This is a genomic window from bacterium (assembly GCA_026708015.1).
In the GTDB taxonomy this organism is placed as follows: domain Bacteria; phylum Actinomycetota; class Acidimicrobiia; order Acidimicrobiales; family Bin134; genus Poriferisocius.
This window is the reverse complement of record JAPOVT010000031.1, coordinates 1-23,991: the sequence shown is the minus strand read 5'-3', so window position 1 is coordinate 23,991 and position 23,991 is coordinate 1. Positions and strand designations below refer to the sequence as shown.

Annotated in this window: 26 protein-coding genes, 1 tRNA gene and 1 pseudogene; 13 read left to right on the top strand and 15 right to left on the bottom strand. The window is 64.2% G+C overall.

Annotated elements, in window-relative coordinates:
- Positions 1-762: 762 nt before the first annotated feature.
- From OXG30_07425 to OXG30_07415, 3 genes are read right to left on the bottom strand one after another with little or no spacing between them, the layout of a single operon-like run.
- Positions 763-1,038, bottom strand: a complete 276-nt coding sequence (locus tag OXG30_07425) for a hypothetical protein (GenBank protein MCY4134729.1) — start codon at positions 1,036-1,038, stop codon at positions 763-765.
- A gap of 26 nt (positions 1,039-1,064) precedes the next feature.
- Positions 1,065-1,415 carry a type II toxin-antitoxin system PemK/MazF family toxin gene (locus tag OXG30_07420; GenBank protein MCY4134728.1) on the bottom strand — a complete coding sequence of 117 codons (351 nt, stop codon included), beginning with the start codon at positions 1,413-1,415 and terminating at the stop codon, positions 1,065-1,067.
- 2 nt (positions 1,416-1,417) lie between these two features.
- Positions 1,418-1,633 carry a ribbon-helix-helix domain-containing protein gene (locus OXG30_07415; GenBank protein ID MCY4134727.1) on the bottom strand — a complete coding sequence of 72 codons (216 nt, stop codon included), beginning with the start codon at positions 1,631-1,633 and terminating at the stop codon, positions 1,418-1,420.
- A gap of 28 nt (positions 1,634-1,661) precedes the next feature.
- Between OXG30_07415 and OXG30_07410 the strand changes: the two genes are divergently transcribed.
- The 4 genes from OXG30_07410 (at position 1,662) to OXG30_07395 (ending at position 3,711) form a co-directional block, all read left to right on the top strand.
- Entirely contained in the window at positions 1,662-2,441 is a 780-nt protein-coding gene (locus tag OXG30_07410) for a polyphenol oxidase family protein (GenBank protein MCY4134726.1), read from the top strand.
- 69 nt (positions 2,442-2,510) lie between these two features.
- Positions 2,511-2,942 (top strand): hypothetical protein, encoded by a 432-nt coding sequence (locus tag OXG30_07405; protein ID MCY4134725.1) that lies wholly within the window; start codon positions 2,511-2,513, stop codon positions 2,940-2,942.
- A 113-nt stretch (positions 2,943-3,055) separates the two neighbouring features.
- Entirely contained in the window at positions 3,056-3,379 is a 324-nt protein-coding gene (locus OXG30_07400; protein MCY4134724.1) for a type II toxin-antitoxin system RelE/ParE family toxin, read from the top strand.
- An 11-nt stretch (positions 3,380-3,390) separates the two neighbouring features.
- A complete protein-coding gene (locus OXG30_07395; protein MCY4134723.1) occupies positions 3,391-3,711 on the top strand; it encodes a helix-turn-helix transcriptional regulator in 321 nt (106 codons plus the stop codon).
- 62 nt (positions 3,712-3,773) lie between these two features.
- Here the strand turns inward: OXG30_07395 and OXG30_07390 are convergent, their stop codons facing one another.
- The 4 genes from OXG30_07390 to OXG30_07375 form a co-directional block, all read right to left on the bottom strand.
- Positions 3,774-5,165 carry an FAD-binding oxidoreductase gene (locus OXG30_07390; GenBank protein MCY4134722.1) on the bottom strand — a complete coding sequence of 464 codons (1,392 nt, stop codon included), beginning with the start codon at positions 5,163-5,165 and terminating at the stop codon, positions 3,774-3,776.
- Positions 5,165-6,712 (bottom strand): glycerol-3-phosphate dehydrogenase/oxidase, encoded by a 1,548-nt coding sequence (locus tag OXG30_07385; GenBank protein ID MCY4134721.1) that lies wholly within the window; start codon positions 6,710-6,712, stop codon positions 5,165-5,167. Before OXG30_07385 ends, OXG30_07390 begins: the two co-directional genes overlap by 1 nt.
- 145 nt (positions 6,713-6,857) lie before the next feature.
- Complete coding sequence (gene dcd / locus OXG30_07380; protein ID MCY4134720.1) at positions 6,858-7,418, bottom strand: dCTP deaminase; 561 nt, start codon at positions 7,416-7,418, stop codon at positions 6,858-6,860.
- Positions 7,415-7,969 carry an HD domain-containing protein gene (locus OXG30_07375; protein ID MCY4134719.1) on the bottom strand — a complete coding sequence of 185 codons (555 nt, stop codon included), beginning with the start codon at positions 7,967-7,969 and terminating at the stop codon, positions 7,415-7,417. Before OXG30_07375 ends, dcd begins: the two co-directional genes overlap by 4 nt.
- A gap of 74 nt (positions 7,970-8,043) precedes the next feature.
- Between OXG30_07375 and OXG30_07370 the strand changes: the two genes are divergently transcribed.
- The 6 genes and pseudogenes from OXG30_07370 (at position 8,044) to OXG30_07345 (ending at position 12,535) form a co-directional block, all read left to right on the top strand.
- On the top strand, positions 8,044-8,979 hold the full coding sequence (locus tag OXG30_07370) for a zinc-binding dehydrogenase (protein MCY4134718.1): 936 nt from the start codon (positions 8,044-8,046) through the stop codon (positions 8,977-8,979).
- A 203-nt stretch (positions 8,980-9,182) separates the two neighbouring features.
- Positions 9,183-9,776: pseudogene (locus tag OXG30_07365) on the top strand (DNA methyltransferase).
- Positions 9,773-10,327, top strand: a complete 555-nt coding sequence (locus OXG30_07360; protein MCY4134717.1) for a hypothetical protein — start codon at positions 9,773-9,775, stop codon at positions 10,325-10,327. Before OXG30_07365 ends, OXG30_07360 begins: the two are co-directional and overlap by 4 nt.
- Positions 10,318-10,391, top strand: a tRNA-Gly gene (locus OXG30_07355). The genes OXG30_07360 and OXG30_07355 overlap by 10 nt, the downstream gene beginning before the upstream one ends.
- Positions 10,392-10,393: 2 nt before the next feature.
- Entirely contained in the window at positions 10,394-11,200 is an 807-nt protein-coding gene (locus tag OXG30_07350; protein ID MCY4134716.1) for a hypothetical protein, read from the top strand.
- Positions 11,201-11,248: 48 nt separating this feature from the next.
- A complete protein-coding gene (locus tag OXG30_07345; protein MCY4134715.1) occupies positions 11,249-12,535 on the top strand; it encodes a hypothetical protein in 1,287 nt (428 codons plus the stop codon).
- A gap of 15 nt (positions 12,536-12,550) precedes the next feature.
- Here OXG30_07345 and OXG30_07340 read toward each other — a convergent pair whose 3' ends face one another.
- The 4 genes from OXG30_07340 to OXG30_07325 form a co-directional block, all read right to left on the bottom strand.
- A complete protein-coding gene (locus OXG30_07340; protein ID MCY4134714.1) occupies positions 12,551-12,751 on the bottom strand; it encodes a ferredoxin in 201 nt (66 codons plus the stop codon).
- 6 nt (positions 12,752-12,757) lie between these two features.
- On the bottom strand, positions 12,758-14,014 hold the full coding sequence (locus OXG30_07335; protein MCY4134713.1) for a cytochrome P450: 1,257 nt from the start codon (positions 14,012-14,014) through the stop codon (positions 12,758-12,760).
- Positions 14,015-14,432: 418 nt separating this feature from the next.
- Positions 14,433-15,776, bottom strand: coding sequence for a phosphomannomutase/phosphoglucomutase (gene manB / locus OXG30_07330; GenBank protein ID MCY4134712.1), 1,344 nt, complete (start codon positions 15,774-15,776; stop codon positions 14,433-14,435).
- A 47-nt stretch (positions 15,777-15,823) separates the two neighbouring features.
- A complete protein-coding gene (locus OXG30_07325; GenBank protein MCY4134711.1) occupies positions 15,824-16,651 on the bottom strand; it encodes an enoyl-CoA hydratase in 828 nt (275 codons plus the stop codon).
- A 131-nt stretch (positions 16,652-16,782) separates the two neighbouring features.
- Here OXG30_07325 and OXG30_07320 point away from each other — a divergent pair, with 131 nt between their 5' ends.
- A complete protein-coding gene (locus OXG30_07320; GenBank protein MCY4134710.1) occupies positions 16,783-17,049 on the top strand; it encodes a hypothetical protein in 267 nt (88 codons plus the stop codon).
- Positions 17,050-17,061: 12 nt separating this feature from the next.
- Here the strand turns inward: OXG30_07320 and OXG30_07315 are convergent, their stop codons facing one another.
- Positions 17,062-19,722 (bottom strand): glycosyltransferase, encoded by a 2,661-nt coding sequence (locus OXG30_07315; protein MCY4134709.1) that lies wholly within the window; start codon positions 19,720-19,722, stop codon positions 17,062-17,064.
- Entirely contained in the window at positions 19,719-20,717 is a 999-nt protein-coding gene (locus tag OXG30_07310; GenBank protein MCY4134708.1) for a hydroxyacid dehydrogenase, read from the bottom strand. Before OXG30_07310 ends, OXG30_07315 begins: the two co-directional genes overlap by 4 nt.
- Before the next feature lie 62 nt (positions 20,718-20,779).
- Between OXG30_07310 and OXG30_07305 the strand changes: the two genes are divergently transcribed.
- Together OXG30_07305 and OXG30_07300 are read left to right on the top strand one after the other, a co-directional pair.
- The gene (locus OXG30_07305; GenBank protein ID MCY4134707.1) at positions 20,780-21,631 is read left to right on the top strand and encodes an SDR family oxidoreductase; all 852 of its coding nucleotides are present in this window, start codon (positions 20,780-20,782) and stop codon (positions 21,629-21,631) included.
- Positions 21,632-21,650: 19 nt separating this feature from the next.
- On the top strand, positions 21,651-22,490 hold the full coding sequence (locus OXG30_07300; GenBank protein MCY4134706.1) for a thioesterase family protein: 840 nt from the start codon (positions 21,651-21,653) through the stop codon (positions 22,488-22,490).
- A 32-nt stretch (positions 22,491-22,522) separates the two neighbouring features.
- Here the strand turns inward: OXG30_07300 and OXG30_07295 are convergent, their stop codons facing one another.
- Entirely contained in the window at positions 22,523-22,924 is a 402-nt protein-coding gene (locus tag OXG30_07295) for a hypothetical protein (protein MCY4134705.1), read from the bottom strand.
- Between the two features lie 2 nt (positions 22,925-22,926).
- A partial coding sequence (locus tag OXG30_07290; GenBank protein MCY4134704.1) for a nucleotidyltransferase occupies positions 22,927-23,991 on the bottom strand: 1,065 nt, incomplete at its 5' end.

Below are 23,991 nucleotides of genomic sequence, written 5' to 3'. Positions count from 1 at the left end.
GCCCCAGCCAGCGTGCTTGTGGCTGCCCGGCGGACATTCCGGCTTCGGGGTGGGCCTTGGGGTGGGCCTTGGCGTAGGGGTGGGATGGCCGGAATGCACGCTTACGCACGCGTAGACACCGGGCGGCCCGAACGGCCATCCAGTCCCGCAACGCTGAGTCGGCGGATGGGCCTCGGCGCTCGGCGTGTCGTCAGATGCCACCAGCACCAGCCCGGCGACCAGCAGCGCCACCGGCAGCAGAACCGCCAGCCAGCGCCGCGGCCCTCTTCTCCCCTTGCTGTTTGTCGCACGCTCGCCCATCTAGGTGGCCCCCTCCGGAAGGTCGGGATTTCCACCTAGAAAGACCCGCGGCCAGACCCGAAGGGGGCCAAGACCAAGCCCTCACCCGCTTGTGTACGTCCGATCACGGAGGGGATGAGGCAAGCACCCGACCTGCCAACAAATCTGACCGCAGGAGAAAACCCGCGGGGTCTTTCTAGGTGATCCGAAACCTAGCGGTTCGTTCGGGCTTCCGCCAGTCCTAGCGGTCGGCCTCGACTTTCCGCTTGAGGAACCACGCTCTACGTGCTCCCAGCACGACTACAGCCAACGCAGCTGGGAACGAGGCGACAACCGGAATGAATCCCAGCGAGCCCGCCAAAAGTAGCAGGGCAGCGACGATAAGGACATAATCAGATGGCGCGAACTTGGTGCGTGCCATCAGTTCGGGTTCACCTGTCGGGTTGGAAGCGGTATCCTTCGTGGGGTGTGGTGGGGGGTTTTCTATGACCATGCCCCCCACCATACACCTTCCCGCCGCACGCTAGTTCGGGTTTCCGCTGAACACGCGGCCCAATTCGGATCGATGATCTCCGCCGGGTCGGTCCGGTCGCTGAAGGCACCGTCAACCGGGCCAGATGGAAAGGCGAACTCCTCAAAGGCCATCCACGAGGCCACTTTCTCGATGGCCTCGACCGAGGTGTGGACGTGTCGTGAGCGATCGATCACCCCGCGTACCGAACGCAACACCGGCGATGACCACACTGGGGATTCGGGCATGTCTGGCCCCTGTCGCGGCGAGTTCGTCATAGGGCGAGATGGAGTCGGAGGGCGTCGTCGAGGTGGGCCATGAGGTCGAAGGGGACCTGGCCAATCAGACGGCCGACTTGCTCAATGGAGATCGACCTGACCTGCTCGGCCTGGGCTTTGGAGTCGCGCTCGAGGCCGGTATCGGCGGCGACGAGCAGAACCTGGAAGGGGTGGACCCGCTCGGTGTTGGAGGTAATGGGGACCACGGTGACCACTCCATGTCCCAACCGGGCGGCCGTGGTGTTTGCGCCGTCGTTGCTCACGATCACTGCGGGCCGGGTTTGAGCGGCCTCAGCGCCCAGCGTGGGGCTGAGGTTGACGATGCGGATCTCTCCTCGCCGCATCAGCGCTATGTGAGCCCGTCAGAAGCGGTGGAGTCCCAAAGATGGCTCTCTTCGTTGTCCCACTGTGTGAATGCGTCGGCGTAGTCTTGCGCCAATTCAGATGCCCGCAGGAGCCGGATCGCCCGGTGCAGGGTGGCTGATCGGGAGGCGATTTGGTGGTGGCGGGCATATGCGTCGAGGAACTCAACGTCTTCGTCGGGAAGGCTGACGCTAACTTTCATACCAGAAATACTACTAGAGTAGGACTCAATGGACTCAGTCCGGTTCAGCTTTGACGGTCCCCAGGTGCTGGCCGCGGTCACGGGCCGCGGAGGTGGAGTGAGCACAGGCGAGCTGGCCAGTCTCAACCTGAGCTTTGAGGTGGGGGACGATCCAGCACGGGTCATCGCCAACCGCAAGGTCGCGGGCGACGACCTGGGCTTCGATTTCCGCAACCTCGTGGTTCCCCGCCAGGTGCATGGGGTTCGGGTCAAGGTTGTCGGCGAGCAGGACAGGGGTCGGGGGGCCGACTCATCGGAGTCCGGAGTGGCCACCTGTGATGCGCTGGTGACGAGCACTCCGATGATCCCTATGGCCGTTTTGGCGGCCGACTGTGCCCCGGTGGTGCTCTACGACCCGGCACAACCGGCCATCGGCATCGTGCATGTGGGATGGCGCGGTGCCATCGGGCGGATCGCCCAAAAGGCGGTAGAGACAATGGCACGGGAGCTGGGCTGCCGGCCGCGCGATATACAGGCGGGCATCGGCCCATGCCTGCAACCGCTGTCCCTGGAAGTCTCTATGAACGAGGCCATGCAGGCCGAAGGGGAGTACCACCAGCAACCGGCGGTGCTCTACGACGCCGGGGAAAAGCCGCACCTGGACATTCCGTACATGGTCAAACAGCAGCTGCTGGATGCCGGTGTGTGGCTCAAGAACATCGAGGACAGTCGGATGGACACCCTGGACGCTCAGCGATTCTTCTCGCATCGCGGGCAGTCGGGCCGGGCAGGACGGTGCATGGGCGTGGCCATGCTGCGAGCCCCCTAGACGATTTTGGTCTTGGTCAGACGATCGAAGGGGCTCCCCTTCCCTACTGGCGGCATAGCGCTTCGTTCTGTGATTGACGGACAGCAGCGTCTGACAACCGTCCTGTTGATGATCCGAGGCCTTCTTGACGTTCTTCAGGAGGAGGAAGCGGATCGTGCCAAGTCTGTTCGTCGAATGCTCTTCAATCCGGATGACGTCGTTGAATGGCAAGAAGAGGTTGGGCGCGGTCACGCACAAAGAGGCCATCGCGTGCTGCTGGGTGCCATCGACGAACGACTTCGCAACGAAGATCCTAACGAGCCACCAGCGAGCATTGAATACGACAATCTGAAGCAGAGGTCCCTGGTCATCAACTACGGACTTGCACAGAGCGAATCATGGGATGAAGACAGCATTTCGGAACGAGCCGATGCGCTCGCGACGGTCGCAATTGCAATCTGGCCGTCCGCGGAGGAATTGTCGAAGACGTCTGCCTCCAGCAGCACAATCGAGTCGCAATGAGTGAATCGCGTCGAACGTGAGGCTGGCGGCATCGGCGGCTCCCTCGCGTTTCTCCGTGACGGCGCGTATTATCGCTCTTGTGCGATCATCGCATATATGCAATGATGCTCTGTGTGGCTGAGATTGAGGCGCACGATGAGATCGTCGAATGGTTCGACGATCTCAGCCATACCGAATGGGAGCGGACGGCGACCGTGGTTGACCGACTCGCTTCCCTCGGGACTCGAGCGCGAATGCCGTTCTCACGAAGTCTCGGCGAGGGTCTATTCGAAGTCCGGTTCACACTCGGTTCAACTGCTCGGCGTATCACCTACAGATTCACTGGTGATGGCCGCATCATCTTGTTGACAACATTCCGTAAACAACGAAACAACGAGCGGGCCGAAATTGTTCGGGCTCGAAAGATCGCTCAGGAATGCGCCAAGTACAATCCGTAGAAGGAGACACGATGGCCAATCTGTCCAGATGGGAAGACATCAAGAAGGCCAAAGGCGAACCGTCCGCCGAGACGCGGGCCGGGATCGAGCAGGGTCTTGATTTGGGACAGCTCATCTTTGAATTGCGGACCGAAGCCGGCTTGAGCCAACGAGAGCTTGCCGACCGGATGGGCACCACTCAGTCGGTCATCTCTCGGCTTGAGGAGGGTGGCGGTGCGAAGAATCGGATCGACACACTCGCCCGGGTCGCGACGGCGCTCGACAGGCATCTCGTGTTGTCGTTCCCAGCCGATGTTCCCGACAAACTCACTGATGCAGTCCAAGTCGCATGACTCTCCGGGGTCAGAATTTCTTGCTGATGTGGCTCGGAATGCAACGGCTGGAGTGATTGCGGTCAGTCTGGAATCAAGACCCCGGGGTTCATGAGGTTCTGGGGGTCGAGGGCGGCCTTGACAGAGCGCAGCACATCAATGCCAGCATCGCCGAGCTCGTCGGCCATCCAGGGGCGGCGGACGCGGCCGATGCCGTGATGGTGGGAGATGCCGGCGCCGCAGTCAGTGGCCGCTTGCATGGCCGCGGCCCAGCAGGCGTCGTAGACCGACTGGTACTGGTCGGGATCAGACGGCTGGGCGGCGAAGGTGAAGTAGAGGTTGGCCCCGGATTGGTAGGCGTGTGATGTGTGGGCGGTGGCGGCGATCACCGTGGGCACCGCGCTGATGGCCTCGATGACCGCTTCGTAAAGCCGAGCGAGGCGGCCCCAGCCGGTGGCCACCTCGATGGTGTCGGCCACTAGGCCCTGTTCAAACAGATCGGTCCAAGTGGGCACGGTGTTGCGATGCTCGAACCAGTGGTCCACCGCTCCGGGGTCGGCCGGTTCTCCACCGCCTGCTTGGCACAGCTCGGCCACTGCGGTGGCCTCAAGCGCGGCGTGTCCGGGTGGACCCTCGTGCAAGAAGATGGCCATGCAGCGGCCCTTGGGTACGTGGTCGCGAAAGTGGCGGCGCGACTCGCTGGCGTCGTAGAGGCGCACTACCGGGGGTCGCCAGCCCGGCACGATCACGCTGCGCAGCGCGTCGATTCCCGCGCTCATGTCCTCGAAGTGGAAGGCTTGGCGAACCCCCGGCTCGGGAAGCGGCCGCAGCGAAAACGTCACCTCGGTGATGATGCCTAGCGTGCCCTCGCTGCCCAACAGGAGCTCACGCAGATCAGGCCCTGCCGACGCCCGGGGAGTGGGGCGCGACCGGTAGATCGACCCGTCGGGCAGTACGGCCTCAACCGCATACACGATGTCCTCGATGTTGCCGTAGGCGGTGGAGTACTGACCCGACGCCCGGGTGGCCACCCATCCGCCCACCGAGGAGATCTCGATCGACTGGGGCCAGTGCCCGATGGTGAAGCCGTCTTGGCGCACCCGGTTCTCAGCGTCGATGCCCATTGTGCCGGCGCCGAATGGAGCCAGACCGTCCACCGGGTCAAGCCACCGCAGGCCGCTCAGGCGCTCGGTGCTGATCACCACCGAGTCGGATGTGGCCAGCACTCCACCCACGCATCCCGATCCGGCCCCTCGGGGAATCATCGGAGCGCCGTGGGATCGGCACAGCTCCACAATCGCAGCCAACTGCTCAGTGTTTGACGGTGCCGTCACCGCAACCGGCAATACCAACTGGCCTTGCCACTGGTCGAACTCGGAGCGAGGCCAGGTGTCGCGGGCTCTGCTGTGGCGGGCTTCGTCGTCGAGGAGGAGATCGTCGCCCAGCAGGCTGGCAAGTTCGTCAATCAGCGCCATCAGGCGTCCGACTTGAATTCGAGTTCGCTGGCGTAGCGAGCTCGAACAGCGTCGACTTCTGCGGTGGTGCGGGCCTTGTCCCATCCCAGCAGATCGCCCATCAGCGAGGCTGCCGGGGCGACAAGGTCGTCTCGTTCGGAGGGCGTGTACCAGGCGGCCCGGGTCCGGCGATAGATCAGATCCTCCAGGGTCAGCGCACCGTCGACCCGCACCGCCCAGTCGACCTCGCCGGCTACCACCCGCCCGCCAGGGACGATGGGCTGGTGGCCCAAGGCCAGCACCTGGCGGGTCTCGTCTCCATAGAGCCGCACCAGCCGTTCGGCCAGCCGCCGTTCGACACCGGTGGCTGTGGCTACCGATGCTGCATGGCTATCGAGGTCCGACGAGAGGTTGCCGCCGGGGATCGGGTCGGGCCCCGGACTCGGACCCAGTGATCGTCCTAGCCGCTCGGCCACGTAGTCGAGCACCGTCATCGCCATGGTGCGAAACCCGGTGAGCTTGCCGCCCGCGATGGTGATCATCCCCCCGGTTCCCACCCAAACCTCCTCCTTGCGGGATATCTCGGTGGCCTCTTTGCCCTTTTGCGCCACTAGCGGGCGTACGCCTGACCAGGCGGCCTCCACGTCGTCGAAATCCAGCGGATCGACATCGAAGTAGTGCTTGAGCGGTTGCAGCAGATACGCCACGTCGGTCCGCTCGATCTCGGGCCATAGGAGCCGTTTTCCCTGATAGCTGGTGTCGGTGGTGCCGATGGCAACCGTGTCGCCCCGGGGCAGCACAAAGACGCTGCGCTTGTCGGGAGTTGCCATGATCACCAGGTTCCGCACCGGCAGCCGGGCGGTGTCGAAGACTATGTGAATGCCTTTTGAGGGGTGGAGGCGATCAGTGGCGGCCTCTTCCTCTAATCGGGCCAAGCGCTCCACCCACGGCCCGGTGGCGTTCACCACGGCGTCGGCGCGGATCTCCACCCGGTCGCCGCTCATTTCGCACGCCGCCACCACCCCGTCGATGTGGTTGCCTTTCCAGATCACGTCGACCACCGGAAGCCTGTTTGCCACGGTGGCCCCGGAACCCACCGCATCGCGCAGCACGGCCAGCACCAGCCGGGCGTCGTCGGTCATGTATTCCCGGTAGGCGCAGGCCCACGGGTACTCGTCCCGACGTATGCAGGGCTCTTGCTCGGCGAGGGCGTCGCGATCCCAACTGAGATTGCGGTCGGCGTCGTCTACCGCCCCGAGCTTCTCGTAGGTGGTGATCCCGGCTCGGAACTTCATCAGGCTGGCCCGGTTGTGAGCAGGCACCACCATCCAGCACGGCTCGGCCAGATGAGGAGCCATCTGATGCACCGCCTGGCGCTCCCGCGCGGTCTCCCGCACCAGCCCGACCTCGCCCATGGCCAAGTAGCGCAGCCCGCCGTGGATCAGCTTGGACGAGCGCGAAGACGTCCCGGCCGCAAAGTCGTCCTTTTCCACCAGCGCCACTCGTAGCCCTCGCCGGGCCGCGTCCCGGGCCACCCCCGCCCCGGTGATCCCCCCGCCGATGATCACCAAGTCGACCCGCTCACTCCCCAGCCTCGCAAGCAGGCCAGATCGCGAAGTTGCCGACAACGAATTTGCGGGAACGGGTCCAGACACTGTCAACCGATTCAAAGCCGCCCCAGCGCTCAAAGGGAGGTGCCAGGTTGGTTGTCCACTACCAGTTCTTCCAGTAACGGGAGGGTACGGGGCCGGCTTGATCCTGGTATTTGGAGCCGGCCTCGGCTGATCCGTAGGGGTTCTCGGCAGGCGTGGTCATGCGGATGAAGGAGATCTGGCCGATCTTCATCCCGGCATACAGGGTGATGGGAAGGGTGGCCACGTTGGACAGCTCCAAGGTGAGGCGGCCGTTCCAGCCGGCGTCTACGAACCCGGCAGTGGAGTGGATCAGCAGCCCGAGCCGGCCCAGCGACGACTTGCCTTCCAGCCGGGCCACCAAGTCATCGGGAATCCGCACCCGTTCCAGCGTCGATCCCAGCACGAACTCGCCGGGGTGGAGGATGAACACCCCGTCGGGCTCGATCTCCACCGGCTCGGTGAGGGCGTCCATGTTCTTCTTGACGTCGATCAACCCCTCGGTGTGGTTGCGGAACACCCGGAAATAGCGGTCGATGCGCAGATCGACTGACGACGGCTGAATGGCATCGTCGGCCAGCGGGTCGATCTCGATGCGGCCCTCCGCTAGTGCCTTGCGGATGGATACGTCGGAGAGGATCACGCTTTGGGGGCGAAGAAGCTCCGCACCAGCGGCTCGTAGTGCTCCAGGGGCGGTGTGGGATAGGACGGGTCGAAGGCCGGCATGTCGTATTCGGCGCAGAACTCGGCGCAGCGGTCGTAGTGGGGTTGGTCGGCGTAGGCGTCACGGCTGTTGCGGTCGAGGCCCACGTGGTGCCAGAAGTAGTAGCCCTGGAAGACGCCGTGCATCTGCACCATCCAGAGATTCTCCTCCGACACAAACGGCTTGAGGATGGCCGCGGCCAGGTCGGGGTGGTTGTAGGGATTGAGCAGGTCTCCGATGTCGTGGACCAGCGCGCACACCAGATACTCGTCATCCCGCCCGGCCTTCTCGGCCCGATGGGCGGTCTGGATGCTGTGGGTCAACCGGTCGACGGCGAAGCCCTGGGGTCCGGTGGCCAGATCCCGCATCTCCCGCAGTACCCGGTCGGCCAGTCCCTGCTCCAGGTAGTGGTGTGCAGAAGCGGTTGCCGCCCAATCCTCGGCCGTGGACTCGTCCATGCGGGTGAACGTGGCTTGAGTCAGTGTTGCCATAAACGAAGCCTACGACATGGATGTCGTCTCGACACCCCCGCAAAAGGCCCTATTGACCACTACATTGCAGGCTGATGCGAGCGGTGGTTTTCCAAGACGGGCAGGCGACAACCGGGGAAGTAGACGATCCCCGACCGGGTCACCGCCAACTATTGGTGGCAGTGCGGGCCGCGGGGCTGAACGGCGCCGACTTGGCTCAGGCCAAAGGGGGCTACAACCCGCCGCCGGGAGCGCCAGCCACCGGCGGATTGGAAATGGCCGGAGAGGTGGTGGCCGCCGGTGATGGCTGCCAGCGGTTCTCGGCGGGAGATCGAGTCATGGCGGTGGTGCAGGGGGGCGGACAGGCCCAACTCTGTATGGTGGACGAGCCGCTGGCCATGCCGGTTCCCGAATCGCTGGACTGGGAGAGCGCCGGGGGGTTTCCCGAGGTGTTCGCCACCGCCCACGACGCCTTGTTCACCCAAGCCGGTCTGGCCATGGGCGAGCGGGTGTGCGTCCATGGTGCCGCCGGCGGAGTGGGGGTGGCCGCGGTGCAGCTGGCCGCCGCCACTGGGGCAGAGGTGACCGCAACCGTGCGCAACCCCGATTCCCGCCGCGCGGTGGCCGAATTGGGAGCACATGCCATCGACCCCAGGGACTTCGTTGATGCCGGGCCGTTCGACGTGATCCTGGAATTGGTTGGCGCCCCCAACTGGCCCGCCAACCTGAAGGCCCTGGCCACCGAAGGGCGCATCATGGTCATTGGTGTTGGCGCGGGAGCGGAGGTGTCGCTGAACCTGGCCCTGCTCATGATCAAGCGAGTGCGCCTATTCGCCTCCACGCTGCGCCCCCGCTCTCTGGAGCAGAGAGCTGCGGTCGCCCGGCAGGTGGAGCAACACGTGCTGCCGCTGGTGGAATCCGGCCGACTCCATGTCCCCATCGCCCGAACCTTCCCGCTGGCCGAGGCGGCCGAGGCCTATGAGTACTTCGCCGTTCCCGGCAAGCTTGGCAAGGTTGTACTCATCCCATGACTGATAGGTGGTCGAGCATTTCGATGTCTGATGCCCTGACACCCGAGGGTCCGTTTCCAAGCTCCGAAGGATGTGTCACTGTTCGTCTCTAGTGTCGGACCAAGTTCGGGAATACGCCCACCGCTTCGGGCTTGATAGCGCTCAGCGCTTGCTTGATCCGTTCTGCGGCACCGGCACAACACTGGTTGAGGCCAAGAAGCTAGGAGTCCCGGGCGGTGGACAGGCACATTGAGCCCAACAGCATTGACGCGGTGATCACGTCGCCGCCGTATCCCAATGAGAAGGACTACTCCCGCACGGTCCGGCTTGAATCGGTGCTGTTGGGGCACATTCACGAGAGATCAGACCTTCAGGCGATGAAGCGCGGGCTGGTGCGACCTAACACCCGCGGCGTCTATCGAAACGACGACGACGACGAGTGGATCAGCGGTGATGCCGAAGTCGAGCGAATCGCCGCCGCCATCGAAGCTCGGCGCATAGCCTTGGGGAAGGAGCCGGGCTTCGAACGGATGTACCACCGGGTCACCAAGCTTTATTTTGGCGGCATGGCCCGCCACTTCGCCTCCCTGAGCAAAGCGCTGCGCCCTGGGGCTCGCTTGGCCTATGTGGTAGGAGACCAGGCTTCCTACCTGAGAGTGATGATCCGTACGGGCGAGGTCCTCGCAGAGGTTGCTGAGCGCGCCGGCTACCATGTCGAGGCCATTGACTTGTTTCGCACCCGCCACGCCACGGCTACCAACGAGCAACTCCGAGAAGAAGTCCTCGTCCTGCGATGGCCCGGCACCGTCAAAGCATGACCAACAAGACGAGTCCGGCCGGCGAAAGCCTTGCCCAGCGCATCATCGCCAAGATTTTCGCCGACCGCTTCAAACCAGGGCTTTATGAGGTGGCATTTCGGCGAGAGGAGTTGGTGGCGGCAGCCGAAGCGCTGGGAGAACCGCGTCCCAAGAACCTCGGAGACGTCGTCTACTCTCTGCGCTACCGCGTTCCCCTACCCGACAGCGTGCGCGAAGCATCGCCACCCAACACCGAATGGGCGATCTTCCCCGGCGGAAACGCGGTCTATGTGCTGCGGGCTGTGCCATTCAACCTCATTGAGCCCCGCAAGGGCATTCGCACTGTCCGGCTTCCTGACTCGACCCCCGGCGTGATCGCCAAGTACGCCATGTCCGATGAGCAGGCGCTATTGGCGAGACTGCGCTACAACCGCCTCTTAGATGTATTCACCGGTCTAGCCTGTTACCCCCTGCACCGTGTCTGGCAAGCTCGGCAAGGCGGTCTTCGTCGCCTAACCGACAGGCATCGACCACGCCTGATTGGCTACAGTGCCGAGCACCCGCGGGTGTAGTTCAGTGGTAGAACCCCAGCTTCCCAAGCTGATGACGCGAGTTCGATTCTCGTCACCCGCTCCACGATGAGCAGCAATCTGGGAGAGATCTACCTGGGCACAGTGGCCATCGAGCCGAACCGCTGGGGTTTGGCCGAACCCGGAGGGCGCCCTCTGACCCGGGTATCGGAATGGCTGCCCGCCATCAGCGAAGCGGGGTTCGACGGTCTGGAGTTGTGGGAGCGCCACGCCCGATCGGTTCCCGACGAAGAACTCGAAGCGCTGCTGGCCTCGGAGGTTCCCATCAGGGTCCTGAGTTGCTACACCAGTTGGGACGAGCCCGACGATGCCGATCGCATTGAGACGGCGGCCTGGATCGAACGGGTGGGAGCGCAAGGGGTCAAGTTCAACGTGGGCAGCGACCCGGACTCCGTCGCCGACTACACCGAAAGGCTCCAGCGGTTCGAGGCCGAGGTGCCCGACGGCGCCCGGCTGCTGTGCGAGTGCCATTTCGGGACAGTGGCTGAAGATCCGGTGGTGGCCCGCGACATGTTCGACGCCGTGGCTGACATCGACCGTTTGGGCGCCATCGTCCATGTTCACCCCGGTGCCCGTGACGAGTGGTCGAACCCGTTGGGGGCGCTCGGAGATCGGGTTCGACACGTTCACGTTCAGGTTGCCGAATACCCCCAAACCACCAGCAGTGGCGAGCTGGGCGAAGTGCTTCGCCCGGCCGCCGAAGCCATCAGCGCCACATCTCCCACCGCCACCTGGACCATCGAGTTCTCTTACGGCATGTGGGGTTTCGGCCGCGACAACGCCGATCTCGACAACCCGGCCTACATCCTCCAATCCGCCCAACGCGACCTCCAAGCCCTCCGAGCAGCGCTCTAATTCCGGATGCCGAAGGAACCCGATACGGGTCTGGGGCGTCAAACAGGTATGACCAAGCTGATCGGTTTGCTTGTCGTGCTCGGCTCCATCGCGTTGGCCTGCGGTTCTTCGGACACGACTCGGACATCGGGCCCAACCACGACCATTGAAGTTCCAGCCAAGGCAATCGTCGCTCCTGAGCCCACGGTCTCGGCCGTGTTGGCGCCGACCGTTGCTCGACTGCCCGCTGATCCATCAGCTCTCGCAAGCGAGTGGGTTGCCGGTGTCAATGCCGCCGGATGGGAATTCCACCGACATCTGAAGGGCAACTCGGTGTCCAGCCCATTGAGCATCGGCCTCGCGTTCAGCCTGAGCCGGGCCGGGGCCTCTGCCGATTCCGGAGCCCAACTCGACAGGATCTTCGGATTTCCCGGTGTTGGAGTACACCGTGCCGCCAACACCGTTGATCTCCGATTGGCCAATGCCTCGGTAGAGCCCACCACGTTGGAGGTGGCCAACCGGCTCTTCCCTGATGACGGGTTCTCGCCGCTGCCCGCCTTCATCGACACAGCCTCAGCCCACTACGGAGCATCCATCCAGCCGGTCGACACTGCTGATGCTGCCAATGCAGCAAACGCCATCAATCGCTGGGTGTCGGAGGGCACCCGCGGCCTGATCCCCACCATCGTGAGTGAAAGCGTGGTCAGGAACCAGGAGCTGATCTTGGTGAACACCGTTTACTTGAAGGCCGACTGGCTCGTGCCCTTCCTGGCCGACCTCACCCGCGTCGATGAGTTCACCACCGCCGACGGCCTGCCGGTGGCGGTGCCGTTCATGCGCGACTACGACCCGGTTGAACGCCGCTTTGTCCGGCTGATCCACTCCGATGTTGTGGAGCTCCCGTACCAAGGGGGCGAATTGGCCATGTGGTTGATCGTCCCCCACGAATCCGTCGGACTAGTCGCGGTTGAGGAATCCCTCAGCGCAGGGACACTGACTGGGCTGGACGATATGGCGCAAGAGGGATTGGTCCACCTCACCATGCCCAAGTGGGAGCAGACCCTTCCGCCCACCGACCTGTTCGAGTGGCTCTGTCCCCAGGGTTTCTGCGCTGGTGCGGGGTTCGACGGCATCGCCCCCGGTATTTTCATCACCGCCGCGCTGCATGGCGCCAAGGTGATTGTGGATGAGAAAGGCACCGAAGCGGCCGCCGCAACAGCGGTGGCCTTCGCCGAATCCGCGCCTCCCGAGCCTGATCTCACTGTTGTCGCCGACCGCCCCTTCCTTTGGGCCATCACCCACCAAGACACCGGCGCAATCCTGTTCATCGGCCGCCTCGTCGATCCCGCGGCATAGCCGCGGCTGGGGCCATCAGTAGCGGATGGCGCGGCTGGGGCAAAGTGTGGCGGCTTCCTCGACTGCGTCCCGCTCGGATTCAGGGGGGTGGCTGTCGATGACATGCGACAGTGTGTCGTCACCTAGCCGGAACACCAGAGGCGCAACCCGCTCGCAATAGCCGACCCCCTGGCACTGCTGGTGGTCGACGGTGACATGCAACTGCTCTTTTTCCATGTGCGCTTACAGCTTGGTCAGCAGAATCGGGAAGCGGCCGTAGGCATCGTGGTGGCTGGCCTCGGTGTAGGTCGGCGGATCGTCGGGATCGATCTCGATTCCGGCGTTGTAGAGCGCGCCGGCGATGTTGACCAGCGTGCCGTCGGTGCCCTCGTCGTTGTCGGTGCGGGCCGAGAGGCCGGTGACCAGGGTGCGCCCGATGCAGATGTGCTCGCCGCCGCCAAAGGTCAAACCCCAGGGTTTTACTGAGCTGACCTCCCGGTAGGGGTTGAATTCCCCGGCGTCGGGGCCGAACACCTTGGGGTCGCGGTTGGCCGGGGTGAACAGGCACGCCACCCGCTCGTCGGTGGCGATGGTCTTTCCGTTGCTCAACGTCACGTCCTCGTTGGCGATCCGCAGCAGAGCGGGCGACGGCAGGTGCAGCCGCAGGGCCTCGTGGGCGGCCCGCTTGATGTACTCCCGGTCGGTCACCTTGGATTGGTCCTCCGGGTGGCTGTCGAACCACTCGTCGAGGTGGGCGATGAGGTGGGGCACAGAGTGGGTAGTGGTCTGGGTAGCCGCCACCAAGAACAGGCAGGCCTCCCGGATGGGCAGCCCCTCGTCCCAGTCGTCGTTCCAATGCAGATAGAGCATGGTGATCAGATCGACAGGCAGCTCGTCCCGCTCGATCTCACCTTGGTGAAAACGCTCGATGAGGGCCCGGCGACGGGCCACTGATGAGGCAAAGAAGTCGCGGTCGAAGTCGTCGCGTACTGCCAAGATGCGCCTGATCACCTCGTCGTGGTCCTCAGTGGACCACTCGACGGTGGCCCCCGTGCCGAGCTGCTCGACGTACTCCCGAAATGCGGTGGTTCGTTCGGGAGTGTCCACCCCGTCGATGCCGGTAGTGGCGGCGGCAATGCGGGCCAGCATGGTGCGCAGCAGCACGCAGAGGTCGGCTCGCACCACCCCGTCGGCATCCCGGTTGTCGCGACACTCTTCCAGCGTCTTGTCGATCAGCGGAATCAGCTCAGTGTGCTCGTAATACTCGAGCGCGGCTTTGGCGAACAGTGGTGCCTCGAGCCGACGGCGTTCGAAGTGCTCGTCGCCGTCGATGGTCAACAGGGAGCGCCCGAAGAACGGCTGGCTCTCCTGATGTGACCCCTGCCGGAAATTCCGCGACCGCAGAATCTCGTCGATTTCGGCATAGGTGGTGAAGTGTTGCAACCCCACAATGTGCGGAGGCGGCGGCATTTCTCGGATGGTGGGCTCTCGAGTCGGCACAATTCAATCTCCTTGGCCACTTGAAGATAGCCGGTGAAATCTCGGGCATTTCTGGGACATACCACTAGCGTGCGGGGGGCATAACGACTGCCCCCGCTTCCAGTACGGCGTCCGTTCGATGACGACCACCGCCGCCTGGTCCTTGATGGTCACGGCGCTCAGCGTAATCAAGAACCGTGTCGGGACCCTTTTGGCCACCTTGGATCTGTCCCCAGTCTTGTAGCGGCCAACTGTCCCCGGCAGAACCCCGTGCGGAATTAGTGCTCAGCGTCTAAATTACGGCCGAGCCGGGGAGAGGAGGACGGGAGGGGGGCAATCCTCTCCCCGGCCCGAACCGCGAATCATTCCTGGTAACCATCATCCTCCCGGGGAGACCGCCCAAAAGCAACGAGATTGGCGGGCATCTTGCCCCCATCTGTTAGGCGATGAGGGGTTGGACCTCGGCCACTCGCTGTTCGACTTCATCAGGCGTGGGGGCCTCCAGATTCAGCCGCAACAGGGGCTCGGTGTTGGAGGGGCGCAGATTGAACCACCAGTCATCGAGGTCCACGGTGAGTCCATCGAGGCGGTCTTGGCGGGCGTCGGGGAAGGCGGCCGCAACCCGCTCGATCACCGAGGCGGCATCAGCCACTCTTGTGTTCAGCTCCCCCGATGCGGCGTAGCGGTCGAAGCTCGAAACCAGGTCGGACAGTCCGGCTGGGTGGTGGCTGAGGGCCTCCAACACCACCAGGGCGGCGATCAGCCCGCTGTCGGCCCGGTAGTTGTCCCTGAAATAGTAGTGGCCGGAGTGCTCGCCGCCGAACACCGCACCGGTCTCGGCCATGGCCTGCTTGATGTAGGAGTGGCCCACCCGAGTGCGAACCGCTTTCCCGCCTCCCTCGGCGATCACCTCGGGGACTGCCTTGGAACAGATCAAGTTGTGAATCATGACGGCGCCGGGATCGCGGTCGAGGATCGAGCGGGCGATGATGGCGGTGGTGAGCGAACCCGAGACCGGTCGGGCGTTCTCGTCAACCAGGAACATGCGGTCGGCGTCGCCGTCGAAGGCCATTCCCACGTCGGCGCTGAGAGCCAGCACCCGGTCTTGCAGGTCCCTCTGGTTCTCGGGTTGAAGAGGGTCGGCCGGGTGGTTGGGGAAAGTGCCGTCTAGTTCGGGGTACAGATGGTCGAGTGTGAAGGGCAAACCGTCGAACACCGCGGGCACCACCAAGCCCCCCATGCCGTTGGCGGTGTCGGCCACCACCAGCAGCGGGGCCAGTGCCTTGGTGTCCACAAATGAGCGCACATGGGCCACGTAGCCGCTCAGCAGGTCGCGGGTTGTGCGGGCTCCCTTGGCCGCGCCAGGATCGGGGCCGGCGATGGCCATGGCCTTGATTGCTTCCAAGCCGGTGTCAGAGCTGATCGGAGCGGCCCCGGCCCCGCACATCTTGATCCCGTTGTAGCCCGCGGGATTGTGGGAGGCGGTGAACACCGCACCGGGCAGGTCGAAGCTGCCTGAGGCGTAGTAGAGCATGTCGGTGGCGCATAGCCCCACGTCCACCACGTCGATCCCGTGGTCCATCGCGCCCTCGCCGAAGGCGGCGGCGAATTCCTCGCCCTCGGGGCGCATGTCTCTTCCGACCAGCACTGCTGGCGCCCCCGATGAGGCCACGAATCGGGCGAAGGCGCCGCCGATGGCCCGAGCGCCGTCGGCATCGATTTGATCGCCGACGGTGCCCCGTACGTCGTAGGCCTTGAAGATGGCGTCGTAGTCGGTGGCCATGCCGGGTTGACGGGCTAGTGATGTGGACGGGCTATGGGCATCAAGGGCTACTGGTTCTTGAGGTTCTGCTTCATTTCGTCGAGCTGCATCAAGATGGGATAGCCGCTCACGCTGATGGCGTTGCCGTGGCCCGTGTGGTGGACGTCGAACACCGACTGGAGGGCGGTGTAGTAGCCCTGCACATCAAGGGTTTGGTTGACCGCCCGCTTGGCCTGAGCCAGACCGAAGGCGTTGTTCGTGGCGATCTGCGCGGCCAGCTCGTGAGTGCGCTCCCAGAGTTGGTCGCGGGGGACAACCTCTCGGGCCAGCCCCATCTGAAGTGCCTCTTCAGCGCCCAGCGAGCGCTGGGTGAACAGGAGATCTTTGGCCCGGCGGGCACCCAGCTCCCAGGTGTGGCCGTGGTACTCCACCCCGCCGATGGCCATCAGCACCACCGGGTCGGAGAATTCCACGTCGTCGGCCACTACCAGCAGGTCCAGCGGCCAGATCAGGTTGAGGGCGCCAGCGATGGCCTTGCCCTGGATGGCGCCGATGGTGGGCTTGGGGATGTTGCGCCAGTGCCACGAATAGCCCAGGTACTTGCGGGCCTCCCACCGGTAGATCTTGTTCAACTGCCAGCTGCCGTCGGGCTCGGCCAGCGACACCGCGTCAGGATCGGGAGCGCCACCCCCCAGATCGTGGCCAGCGGAGAAATGCCTGCCCTCGCCCCGCAGCACGATCACCTTCACATCGTCGTCGTACTCCGCGGCCAAGAAATGGTGGTGCAGCTCGTCGAGCATCCGCTCGTTCTGGGCGTTGGCCTTCTCGGGCCGGGCCAGGGTGATGGTGGCCACGGCGTCAGCGGTCTCGTAATCGACGTATTTGTAGTCGTCCATGGGGGTTTCCTTGGGGATGTTGATTGTCTCGGCTAACAGACATGTGTAGGGTGCAGAAGGCAGTCGGAACCGGCACCGCTCCAGAGCATAAAGGGTTCCCCTCAGAATCGAATAGACGACGAAGGGAACTAATGGCAGTCACCGAGTTAGAGCGCACGGAGTTGGCCAACCGGCTGGTACAGGCCATAGGCACGGAGGCAACTGAGACGCTTATGCAGTGCATAATCCCCGAAGGGCGAGATCAGTTGGCGACCAAGGACGATCTACGAGTCTTGGGCGCAGAATTGCGGGCGAATGTCGACTCATCACTGGCCAAGCAGACTCGATTGATCATGACCACCATGGTGGGGTTCATGCTCACCATCTGGATCACGCTGCTGGTACCAGCCATCGTGTGAGGGCCGAAGTCGTCAGGTTCTGCGAAGGGCGGCGGCTTCCAGAACGGCCAAGGTTTGATCGGCGACGAGGGCCCAGTCGAAGGCCGGGCGACGGTCGATCAGGGCTTGGCGGGAGCGGTCCAGCTCTTGAGGCGTGAGTTCGTCGAGGCACCGGGCGAGGTCTTCGACGGTTGTGCCGTAGCGGATGTCGGCGCCGATGAAGGTCTCGTCGAAGAAGTCCCAGTCGCTGGTGATGGCGGGCACCCCCGCTCCCAGGCAGTCGAACGCGGTGCCGGTGGTGAGCATTCCTGAAGAGGCGAACGGGAGGATGACCGCGTCGAAGGCCTTCATACGCCGCAGGTACTGGTTGAAGTCGAGATGGCCGTGCTCGGCAATGATGCGGGGATCGTCGGGCACGGCCACCGACAGGTCAACCCGGATGACCAGTTGGATGTCGTCCCGCTGGCAGGCGGCCACCGCGTCCACCACCAGTTGCAGGTCTTTCTCCACTCGGGGGGTGCCGATCACCGCCACTCGGAGCCCGCACGGCGCCCATCCCTCGGACAGCTCTACGTCTTGTCGGGTGGTGTTGGACACCGTTTCGTACTCGCGGCCCCAGTGGCCGTGGGGGATGACGTGGTGCTCGGTGTGAGTGCCGTAGCGGTAGGTGGCCAGGGCCACGTCACGACCCACTTCGCTGTGATGGATGACCGCGTCGGCCGCCTCGGCCCACAGTTGGTAGCTGGCGGCGGCCTCGTCGGTCTTGAAGAAGTGGGGGAGCAGGTTGTGCTGAGTCCACACGATGGCGGTGCCGGTGGCCTTCACTTGCCCCAGCACTTGAGCGGTGCGCTCGGGGTCCACACCGCTCCACCATTCGGGCCAGGCCATGTGCAGCACGTCGATGTCCCGCAGCCTTCCGACCAGCTTGTCGTCGGGAATGCCCGCGCTAGCGGCCACCACTCGGTCGGCCAGCGGGTCGTAGAGTGAGCGGTCGTAGGGGTGGCCGTGGATGGTGCTGGTCACCCGCAGTCGGGGGGTGATCCTCCAGGTGAAGTCCACCGACGCGGCTGGTTCGATCTCAGCCTGGTACACCTGGGGCAATTCGCCCCAGAAACTGCGCCATTCAGCTACCCCGGCGGTGTCGATGGCCTGAACCCGACCGGTATCGACCTCCACGTCAATCGGCCGGATGGCGGGTTCGGCCACCGACAGGGTGAGGGGACCAGGAAGGCCATCGGGGTCGTCAAATCGGAGTTGTTCGGACACGACCAGCGAACGGCCCTCCACCTTGTATGTGGCGGTTCTGCTTCCGGTCACCACCAGATCACTGCTTCCCGCGGGTGCCCACCCGTCGTGGACCAAGGTGACCGACCCAGGAGTGTGCTCCACCGAGACGGGCAGACCGGCGGGAATCAGCGGGGCACTGCTGGTGCCAGCCATTTCGTCTCGCCCCCGGGGGGAAATCACCGGCAGCAACACCGGATGGCCTGAGGTGGGCTGCTCCAACAGACCCGGGCCCCGCGGCGACGGGGCGTAGTCGGCGGAGAAGCCGAAGAGGGTGGACAGGGCGAACGACAGCGATTTGGAGCGGTACGACCACACCGTGGCCCGCCCGGAATCGTCGAATCGGATGAAGCGCTCGGCCGGCAGGAAGGCATCGGTGGACGGCGCTCCCCCCACCTCTGGTCTGCGCCGCAGCTCCAGGGCCGACAGCAGGAGCTTTCCGTAGATGTCCAAGGTCATCTGAAGCCGTCGGGCCGGGCCCCGGTAGAACATTGGAGCCCGGTTCTGGTGGGCGGCGATCACCCCTTTGGGGAACCACTCCAGCAGATCGCCGAGCGTGGCGTCGGCCCGGGCCAGCCAGCGGTCTTGAGGGGCGTTCAGATCGCGTCCGGCGGCGATGGCGGCTAATTCGATGGTGATGGCCATGCCCAGCGCGCCAATGGAGCGCCCCCACACGACAGCCCCGCCCGGCTGGGCCACCTCGTCGAGATCGCGAAGCACCTGGGACAGCCCGTCGGCCCATCCGGGACCGAGTTGGTCTACGAGGGGTTCGGCGAACAGGTACATGTCGGGGGTGTAGATGTCGTAGTGGACGTAGTTGCCCATGCCGTCGTTGAGCCATCCGGTGGGGCTGGTGAACATGGAGCGCACCCGGCCCAGCAGAGCAGGCAGCTCGGCAGGCTCATCGTCACCCTGGAGGCGAGCCAGGGCCCGCAGACACCGAGTGGCAACTACTGCAAAATTGGGAGGGATGGCATCGGTGTCGTCGAGCCGGGCGATGATCTCCTTGGAGTACACGGCGTCGAGCACAGGTTGGCGCAGGTCGGAAGGCAGCGCATCCAGGCCGCCCAGTCGCAGCACGGTCTCCCCGACCCGATAGCTGTAGAAGCCCTCGACTGCGGCAGGGTCGAGCGAGGCGATCAGCGCCGGGATGCGGCTTTGCAGGTCGCAGCCGGCGACTTCGTCCACACCGCAGTCGATGAGCAGCCCCAGCACGTACATCAGGTCGGCAGTGGTGTCGTCAAGCACTGGATGCCCGGCGTGCAGGCCGGGCAGCTTGAAGCCGGGAGCGGCCGACTGCTCGAACTCGGCCAGCTTCTCGGCCGTCGCCGTCACCAGGCGGTCTGCCAGCGCCCCGGCAGTGGTTGCCTCAGCCAGGGGATGCTCGGGAAAGCGGAAGTCCAAGCTCATGCCATGGTGGCCAATCGGTCTTGGGTAACCTCGTTGAGGGCCGGTTCGCCAGCGGACCACCGGCGGATTTCCTCGATCACGTAGTCGGTCATGCGGGCCAGATCGGTGCCCTGGCTGCCGGCCAAGTGGGGGCTGATCCACACGTTGGGCATCTCCAGCAGCGGGCTGTCTTCGGGCAGCGGCTCGGGATCGGTCACATCCAAGATGGCGTAGAGTCGGCCCGATGCAAGGTGGGGCATGAGCGCCCCGTGGTCGATCAACGGGCCGCGGGCGGTGTTGATCACCGTGGCGCCGTCGGGCAGTGCCGAGAGCTGGTCGGCGCCGATCATGTGCATGGTTTCGGGCAGGGCCGGCGCGTGGATGGACAACACGTCGGCGCTTGCACACAGCTCGTCTAGCTCCAGCTTTTCCACCCCCAGCGAGGCCGCTTCTTCGGGGGTGACGTAAGGGTCGTACAGAGTCACCTTCAAGTGTGGGAAGGGCCGCAATAACTCGATCACCCGCCGACCGATCAGCGAGGCGCCGACAATGCCGATGGTGCGGCCATAGTTGCCCCACTGGCGGTCGCCCATGGCCGACAATGCCGAGAAGTCCGCCGGGCCCCGGCGCCACAGAACGCCCTTGTTGGCAAACAGGATGGCGGCCAAGGTGAACTCGGCCACCGGTTCGGCATTGGCGTTGGCCCCGCTGGTCACCCTGATGTTCCGATCCCACACCGCATCGGTCAAAGTCATCTTTACCGTGCCTGCTGCGTAGGCAAAGAGGCCCAACCGGGGGGCCCGGTCGAGCATGGCGGCGTCCAGCGGCGGGCACCCCCAATGGCCGACGATCACCTCGGCTTCGGCCAGCACGGCACTGGCTTCGTCGTCCCACGCCCCGATGGGCTTGGTGTTCAACAGCGAACCCAATGCCCGCAGCAGGTCGAGGTCGGCCTCGCCAAACAAATCCATGCCCGGCCAGTGGGCGATCGCGACGTTGGGTTGCCCTCGGCTCATTGTCAGCAGTCTCCCAATATCGGCTAGACCATTCACAAGCAAGACCGAAAAGGGGAACGGATATGGCTGATCTGGTCAACTACGAGGGCAAGCGGGTGCTGGTGGTGGGCGGCGCCACCGGCATGGGAGCGGCGGCCGCACAGAAAGCGGCCTCGCTGGGGGCCCACACCATCGTTTTGGACATTGCCGACGTCGCCTACGAGTGCGGGCAGTCCATCCATGTCAATCTGGGCGACCAGGCCAGTGTGGACGCCGCTGTCGAGGCCATCGAAGGGCCAGTGCACACCGTGCTGGCTTGCGCCGGGGTGGCCGACGGCACCGGCAACCTGATGTTGATCAACTTCACCTCTCAGCGCCATCTCATTGAAGCGCTGATCAAGGGCGGCAAGCTGGGCCGGGGCAGCTCGGTGAGCTTTATCTCTTCGGCAGCCGGGTTGGGCTGGATGAGCAACCTTGAGCAGGTGCAGGACTTTCTGGCCACTCCCGATTGGGACACCGCTGCGGCGTGGATCGACGAGCACGAGGGCACCGACAGCTACATGTTCTCCAAGCAGGCCATCAACGGCTATGTGGCCGCGCAGGCGTTCCCCTTCCTGCAAAGGGGCATGCGCATCAACTCCATCATGCCCGGCCCCACCGACACGCCCTTGGCCCGGGCCAACGCCGACCTGTGGCTGGCGTTTGGAGCCAGTTACCGTGAGGCCGCCGACGTTCCCACCCTGGTTCCCGAGCAGATGGGCGACACGCTGCTGTTCTTGAGCAGCGACGCGGCCAGCGGCATCAATGGGATCAACATGCTGGTGGACCAGGGCCACACCAACGCCTCACTGGTGGACGCTTGGGACGATCCGTTTGTGAAGGTCTTGGCCGGGATGATGGACTTCGATCCCGCCATGTTCGGGATGGACGAGTGAGCCTCTTCCTTTTCCTTCGATGAGCGGCGAACTACCTGACATTCTGGAGCTCACCGAGGTCGGGGAGCAGCGGTACCACGTCTTCCAGCCGACAGAGTCGGCCGAGGGGCGCGATGTGGTGTTCAGCGGCCAGCTCATGGCCCAGATGATGATGGCATCCGACCGGGAGGTGGCCGGCGGCAAGGACATTCGCTCCGTCCACGCCATTTTCGCCCGGGCCGGAACCTACACCCTGCCCATCGAAGTTGACGTCGACTCCATGCAGGCCGGGCGCACCTGGGCCAGTGATGCCGTGACCGCCATCCAGGGGGGCAAGCTGCTCAGCCGGGCACTGATCTTGATGAGCACGCTGGACGACGACTTGATGCGCCACGAGCCGGCAATGCCCGATGTGCCCGGTCCCGACGGTTTGGATCCCGGATTCGCCTTCATCTTTCCGGGGGCCGAATGGCGGCCGGTGCCCGGCGAACCGGAGATCGACGGCGTGCCGGTGGAGCGGGCCTGGCATCGCTTCGAGCCGGGGGTGGACTCCCAGGCCGCCAACCAGGGCATCGCCGGGTGGGCCACCTGCGGCAACATCATCGGCTTGGCCATGCGCCCCCACCACGATGTGGCCCGCATCGAGGAAGCCCACCGCACCCTGTCCACCGGGGTGATCGCCCACACCCTCCACTTCCTAGATCGCTTGGACGTTTCCCAGTGGCTGCTCATCCAGATGCTGGGCACCAAGGCGGCCAACGGCCGGGTCTATGGCGAGGGCGAGGTGTTCACCGCCGAGGGCCAGTTGGTGGCCACCTTCCAGCAAGACTCCATGGCCAAAGCCGCCCCCGTTCCCATGGACCCCTCCCGCTTGATGTAGATGCAATGGCCAAAGTGACCTGTCCGGCAGCCTCAATTCAAGGCGCTCGGTTCATGTCCGCCCCCACACCACGTACCCTCGGTTGCAAGCCAGATCTCATAGTGGAGTAACCACTCAACGGTCCACGGGACGATGGTATGGGTTATCAGATCTGAAGCACTCCATTCGCCCGGCAGGTGAAGGCAGAGGGCATCCTCGTCGAAGGTATGGGGGAGGTCGCGCTCAGGAGGACGTCGGAGGGTGGGCGAAATCACCTTGATCACAGGTCTGTGGACCCCGTCGAACTCAATTCGGACCGAATAGGTCTCGCTGAGGGGAGAGGGGGTTAGATCGGCGACAAATTTGAGCCGTTGCCTCCCGATTTCGATGTGAGCATCGGGGAAGTAGCTTTGCAAGCCAAGGGCCTGCTGGGCGAATGTGAGCCTCCTGCCCATGATCAACTCCTACCGTAGAAATTGTGGTTGCGGACCCTTGCGGCTTTCGTGCCTCCCGCGGCACTCACCAGAAGGCCGGAGCCGCCAGCCGATGCGAGTACTCCAGCTTCGCGTCCTGATCTGTAAGTCATCCCGAGGTCCTTTTCCGCGATTCTCGCCCCGTTTCCGAAGCCGTCTTCGAGGCGAGCAACCACCCGGTCAAGCCCCCGCTGCGCTGCAGCATCCTCAAGGTCTTTGGACAGCTTTGACTTTGACGCCCATCGTCCGAATGCACGTCGCCGCGCTGGGTGAGTGCGCCACCTGTCGGCGAAGTTCTCCTCGGGCAAAGCCGGGTTCGCTATCCATCCAACTCCATTGCGGTCCTTGACGAACTGGGTCAGCCGCGGAGCAATGTGGACCACCGCTTCGAATAGGTCATCGTGACCTCCGTGAGCGAGACCAACAAGGGTCGTAACCAAGATCGATGGTGGCTTTAGGTCAAGTTGGTTGGCGAAGTGGAGATCGCGATGACGCTTCAGCACCTGAACCGCCTGCTGGAGGGTTGTCTTTACCTCCCATTGCGGAACGTCATCAACGGTGGTGGAGCGATCTGCTGCCAGGATTTTCCGCTGCTGAATGAATTGCTCGCGCATCCGACTTTGGAACCAGTCTGCATAGCCAATGGGATTGCTCAGCTGCCAGAGCCGTAGGTCACGATCAGTTAGCAGGATTCCATTGGGCAGATCTTCGGGGTTGGGAAGTGAGGGCAGAATGTCCACATGAAAACGCGGCCAGAGCAGGGTCCAACACCTCCCACCCTCTTTCAGTCTTGGCGCGCCACTGGTTCGGTTAACGAAGTCAGCGAGTCGCTGGCCAGCGAGCTCCTTTAGTTCGGCCTGCGTCGTCGCCTCTTTGGCGATGGCAACCCGGAGGACAAGGTCAATGTCATAGTCCGCACCAGGGGCCGGGAGGACGACTGTCCCCAGTCGGAAGGATCCCTGCGGATAGATCAAGAGGTCGGCATCGTCGGCTAGCCGATCCGGTGCTGTGAATCTCGCGGGCGCCGATGCCCTTGGGCTCAATTCGCC

Coding starts and splice junctions, on each gene's coding strand:
- OXG30_07415 (MCY4134727.1), bottom strand. CDS start 1,633: ATGAAAGTTAGCGTCAGCCTTCCCGACGAAGACGTTGAGTTCCTCGAC.
- OXG30_07395 (MCY4134723.1), top strand. CDS start 3,391: ATGGCCAATCTGTCCAGATGGGAAGACATCAAGAAGGCCAAAGGCGAA.
- OXG30_07390 (MCY4134722.1), bottom strand. CDS start 5,165: ATGGCGCTGATTGACGAACTTGCCAGCCTGCTGGGCGACGATCTCCTC.
- OXG30_07325 (MCY4134711.1), bottom strand. CDS start 16,651: ATGGACGACTACAAATACGTCGATTACGAGACCGCTGACGCCGTGGCC.
- OXG30_07410 (MCY4134726.1), top strand. CDS start 1,662: ATGGACTCAGTCCGGTTCAGCTTTGACGGTCCCCAGGTGCTGGCCGCG.
- OXG30_07345 (MCY4134715.1), top strand. CDS start 11,249: ATGACCAAGCTGATCGGTTTGCTTGTCGTGCTCGGCTCCATCGCGTTG.
- OXG30_07315 (MCY4134709.1), bottom strand. CDS start 19,722: ATGAGCTTGGACTTCCGCTTTCCCGAGCATCCCCTGGCTGAGGCAACC.
- manB (MCY4134712.1), bottom strand. CDS start 15,776: ATGGCCACCGACTACGACGCCATCTTCAAGGCCTACGACGTACGGGGC.
- OXG30_07305 (MCY4134707.1), top strand. CDS start 20,780: ATGGCTGATCTGGTCAACTACGAGGGCAAGCGGGTGCTGGTGGTGGGC.
- OXG30_07320 (MCY4134710.1), top strand. CDS start 16,783: ATGGCAGTCACCGAGTTAGAGCGCACGGAGTTGGCCAACCGGCTGGTA.
- OXG30_07425 (MCY4134729.1), bottom strand. CDS start 1,038: ATGCCCGAATCCCCAGTGTGGTCATCGCCGGTGTTGCGTTCGGTACGC.
- OXG30_07300 (MCY4134706.1), top strand. CDS start 21,651: ATGAGCGGCGAACTACCTGACATTCTGGAGCTCACCGAGGTCGGGGAG.
- OXG30_07310 (MCY4134708.1), bottom strand. CDS start 20,717: ATGAGCCGAGGGCAACCCAACGTCGCGATCGCCCACTGGCCGGGCATG.
- OXG30_07375 (MCY4134719.1), bottom strand. CDS start 7,969: ATGGCAACACTGACTCAAGCCACGTTCACCCGCATGGACGAGTCCACG.
- OXG30_07360 (MCY4134717.1), top strand. CDS start 9,773: ATGACCAACAAGACGAGTCCGGCCGGCGAAAGCCTTGCCCAGCGCATC.
- OXG30_07350 (MCY4134716.1), top strand. CDS start 10,394: ATGAGCAGCAATCTGGGAGAGATCTACCTGGGCACAGTGGCCATCGAG.
- OXG30_07370 (MCY4134718.1), top strand. CDS start 8,044: ATGCGAGCGGTGGTTTTCCAAGACGGGCAGGCGACAACCGGGGAAGTA.
- OXG30_07295 (MCY4134705.1), bottom strand. CDS start 22,924: ATGGGCAGGAGGCTCACATTCGCCCAGCAGGCCCTTGGCTTGCAAAGC.
- OXG30_07340 (MCY4134714.1), bottom strand. CDS start 12,751: ATGGAAAAAGAGCAGTTGCATGTCACCGTCGACCACCAGCAGTGCCAG.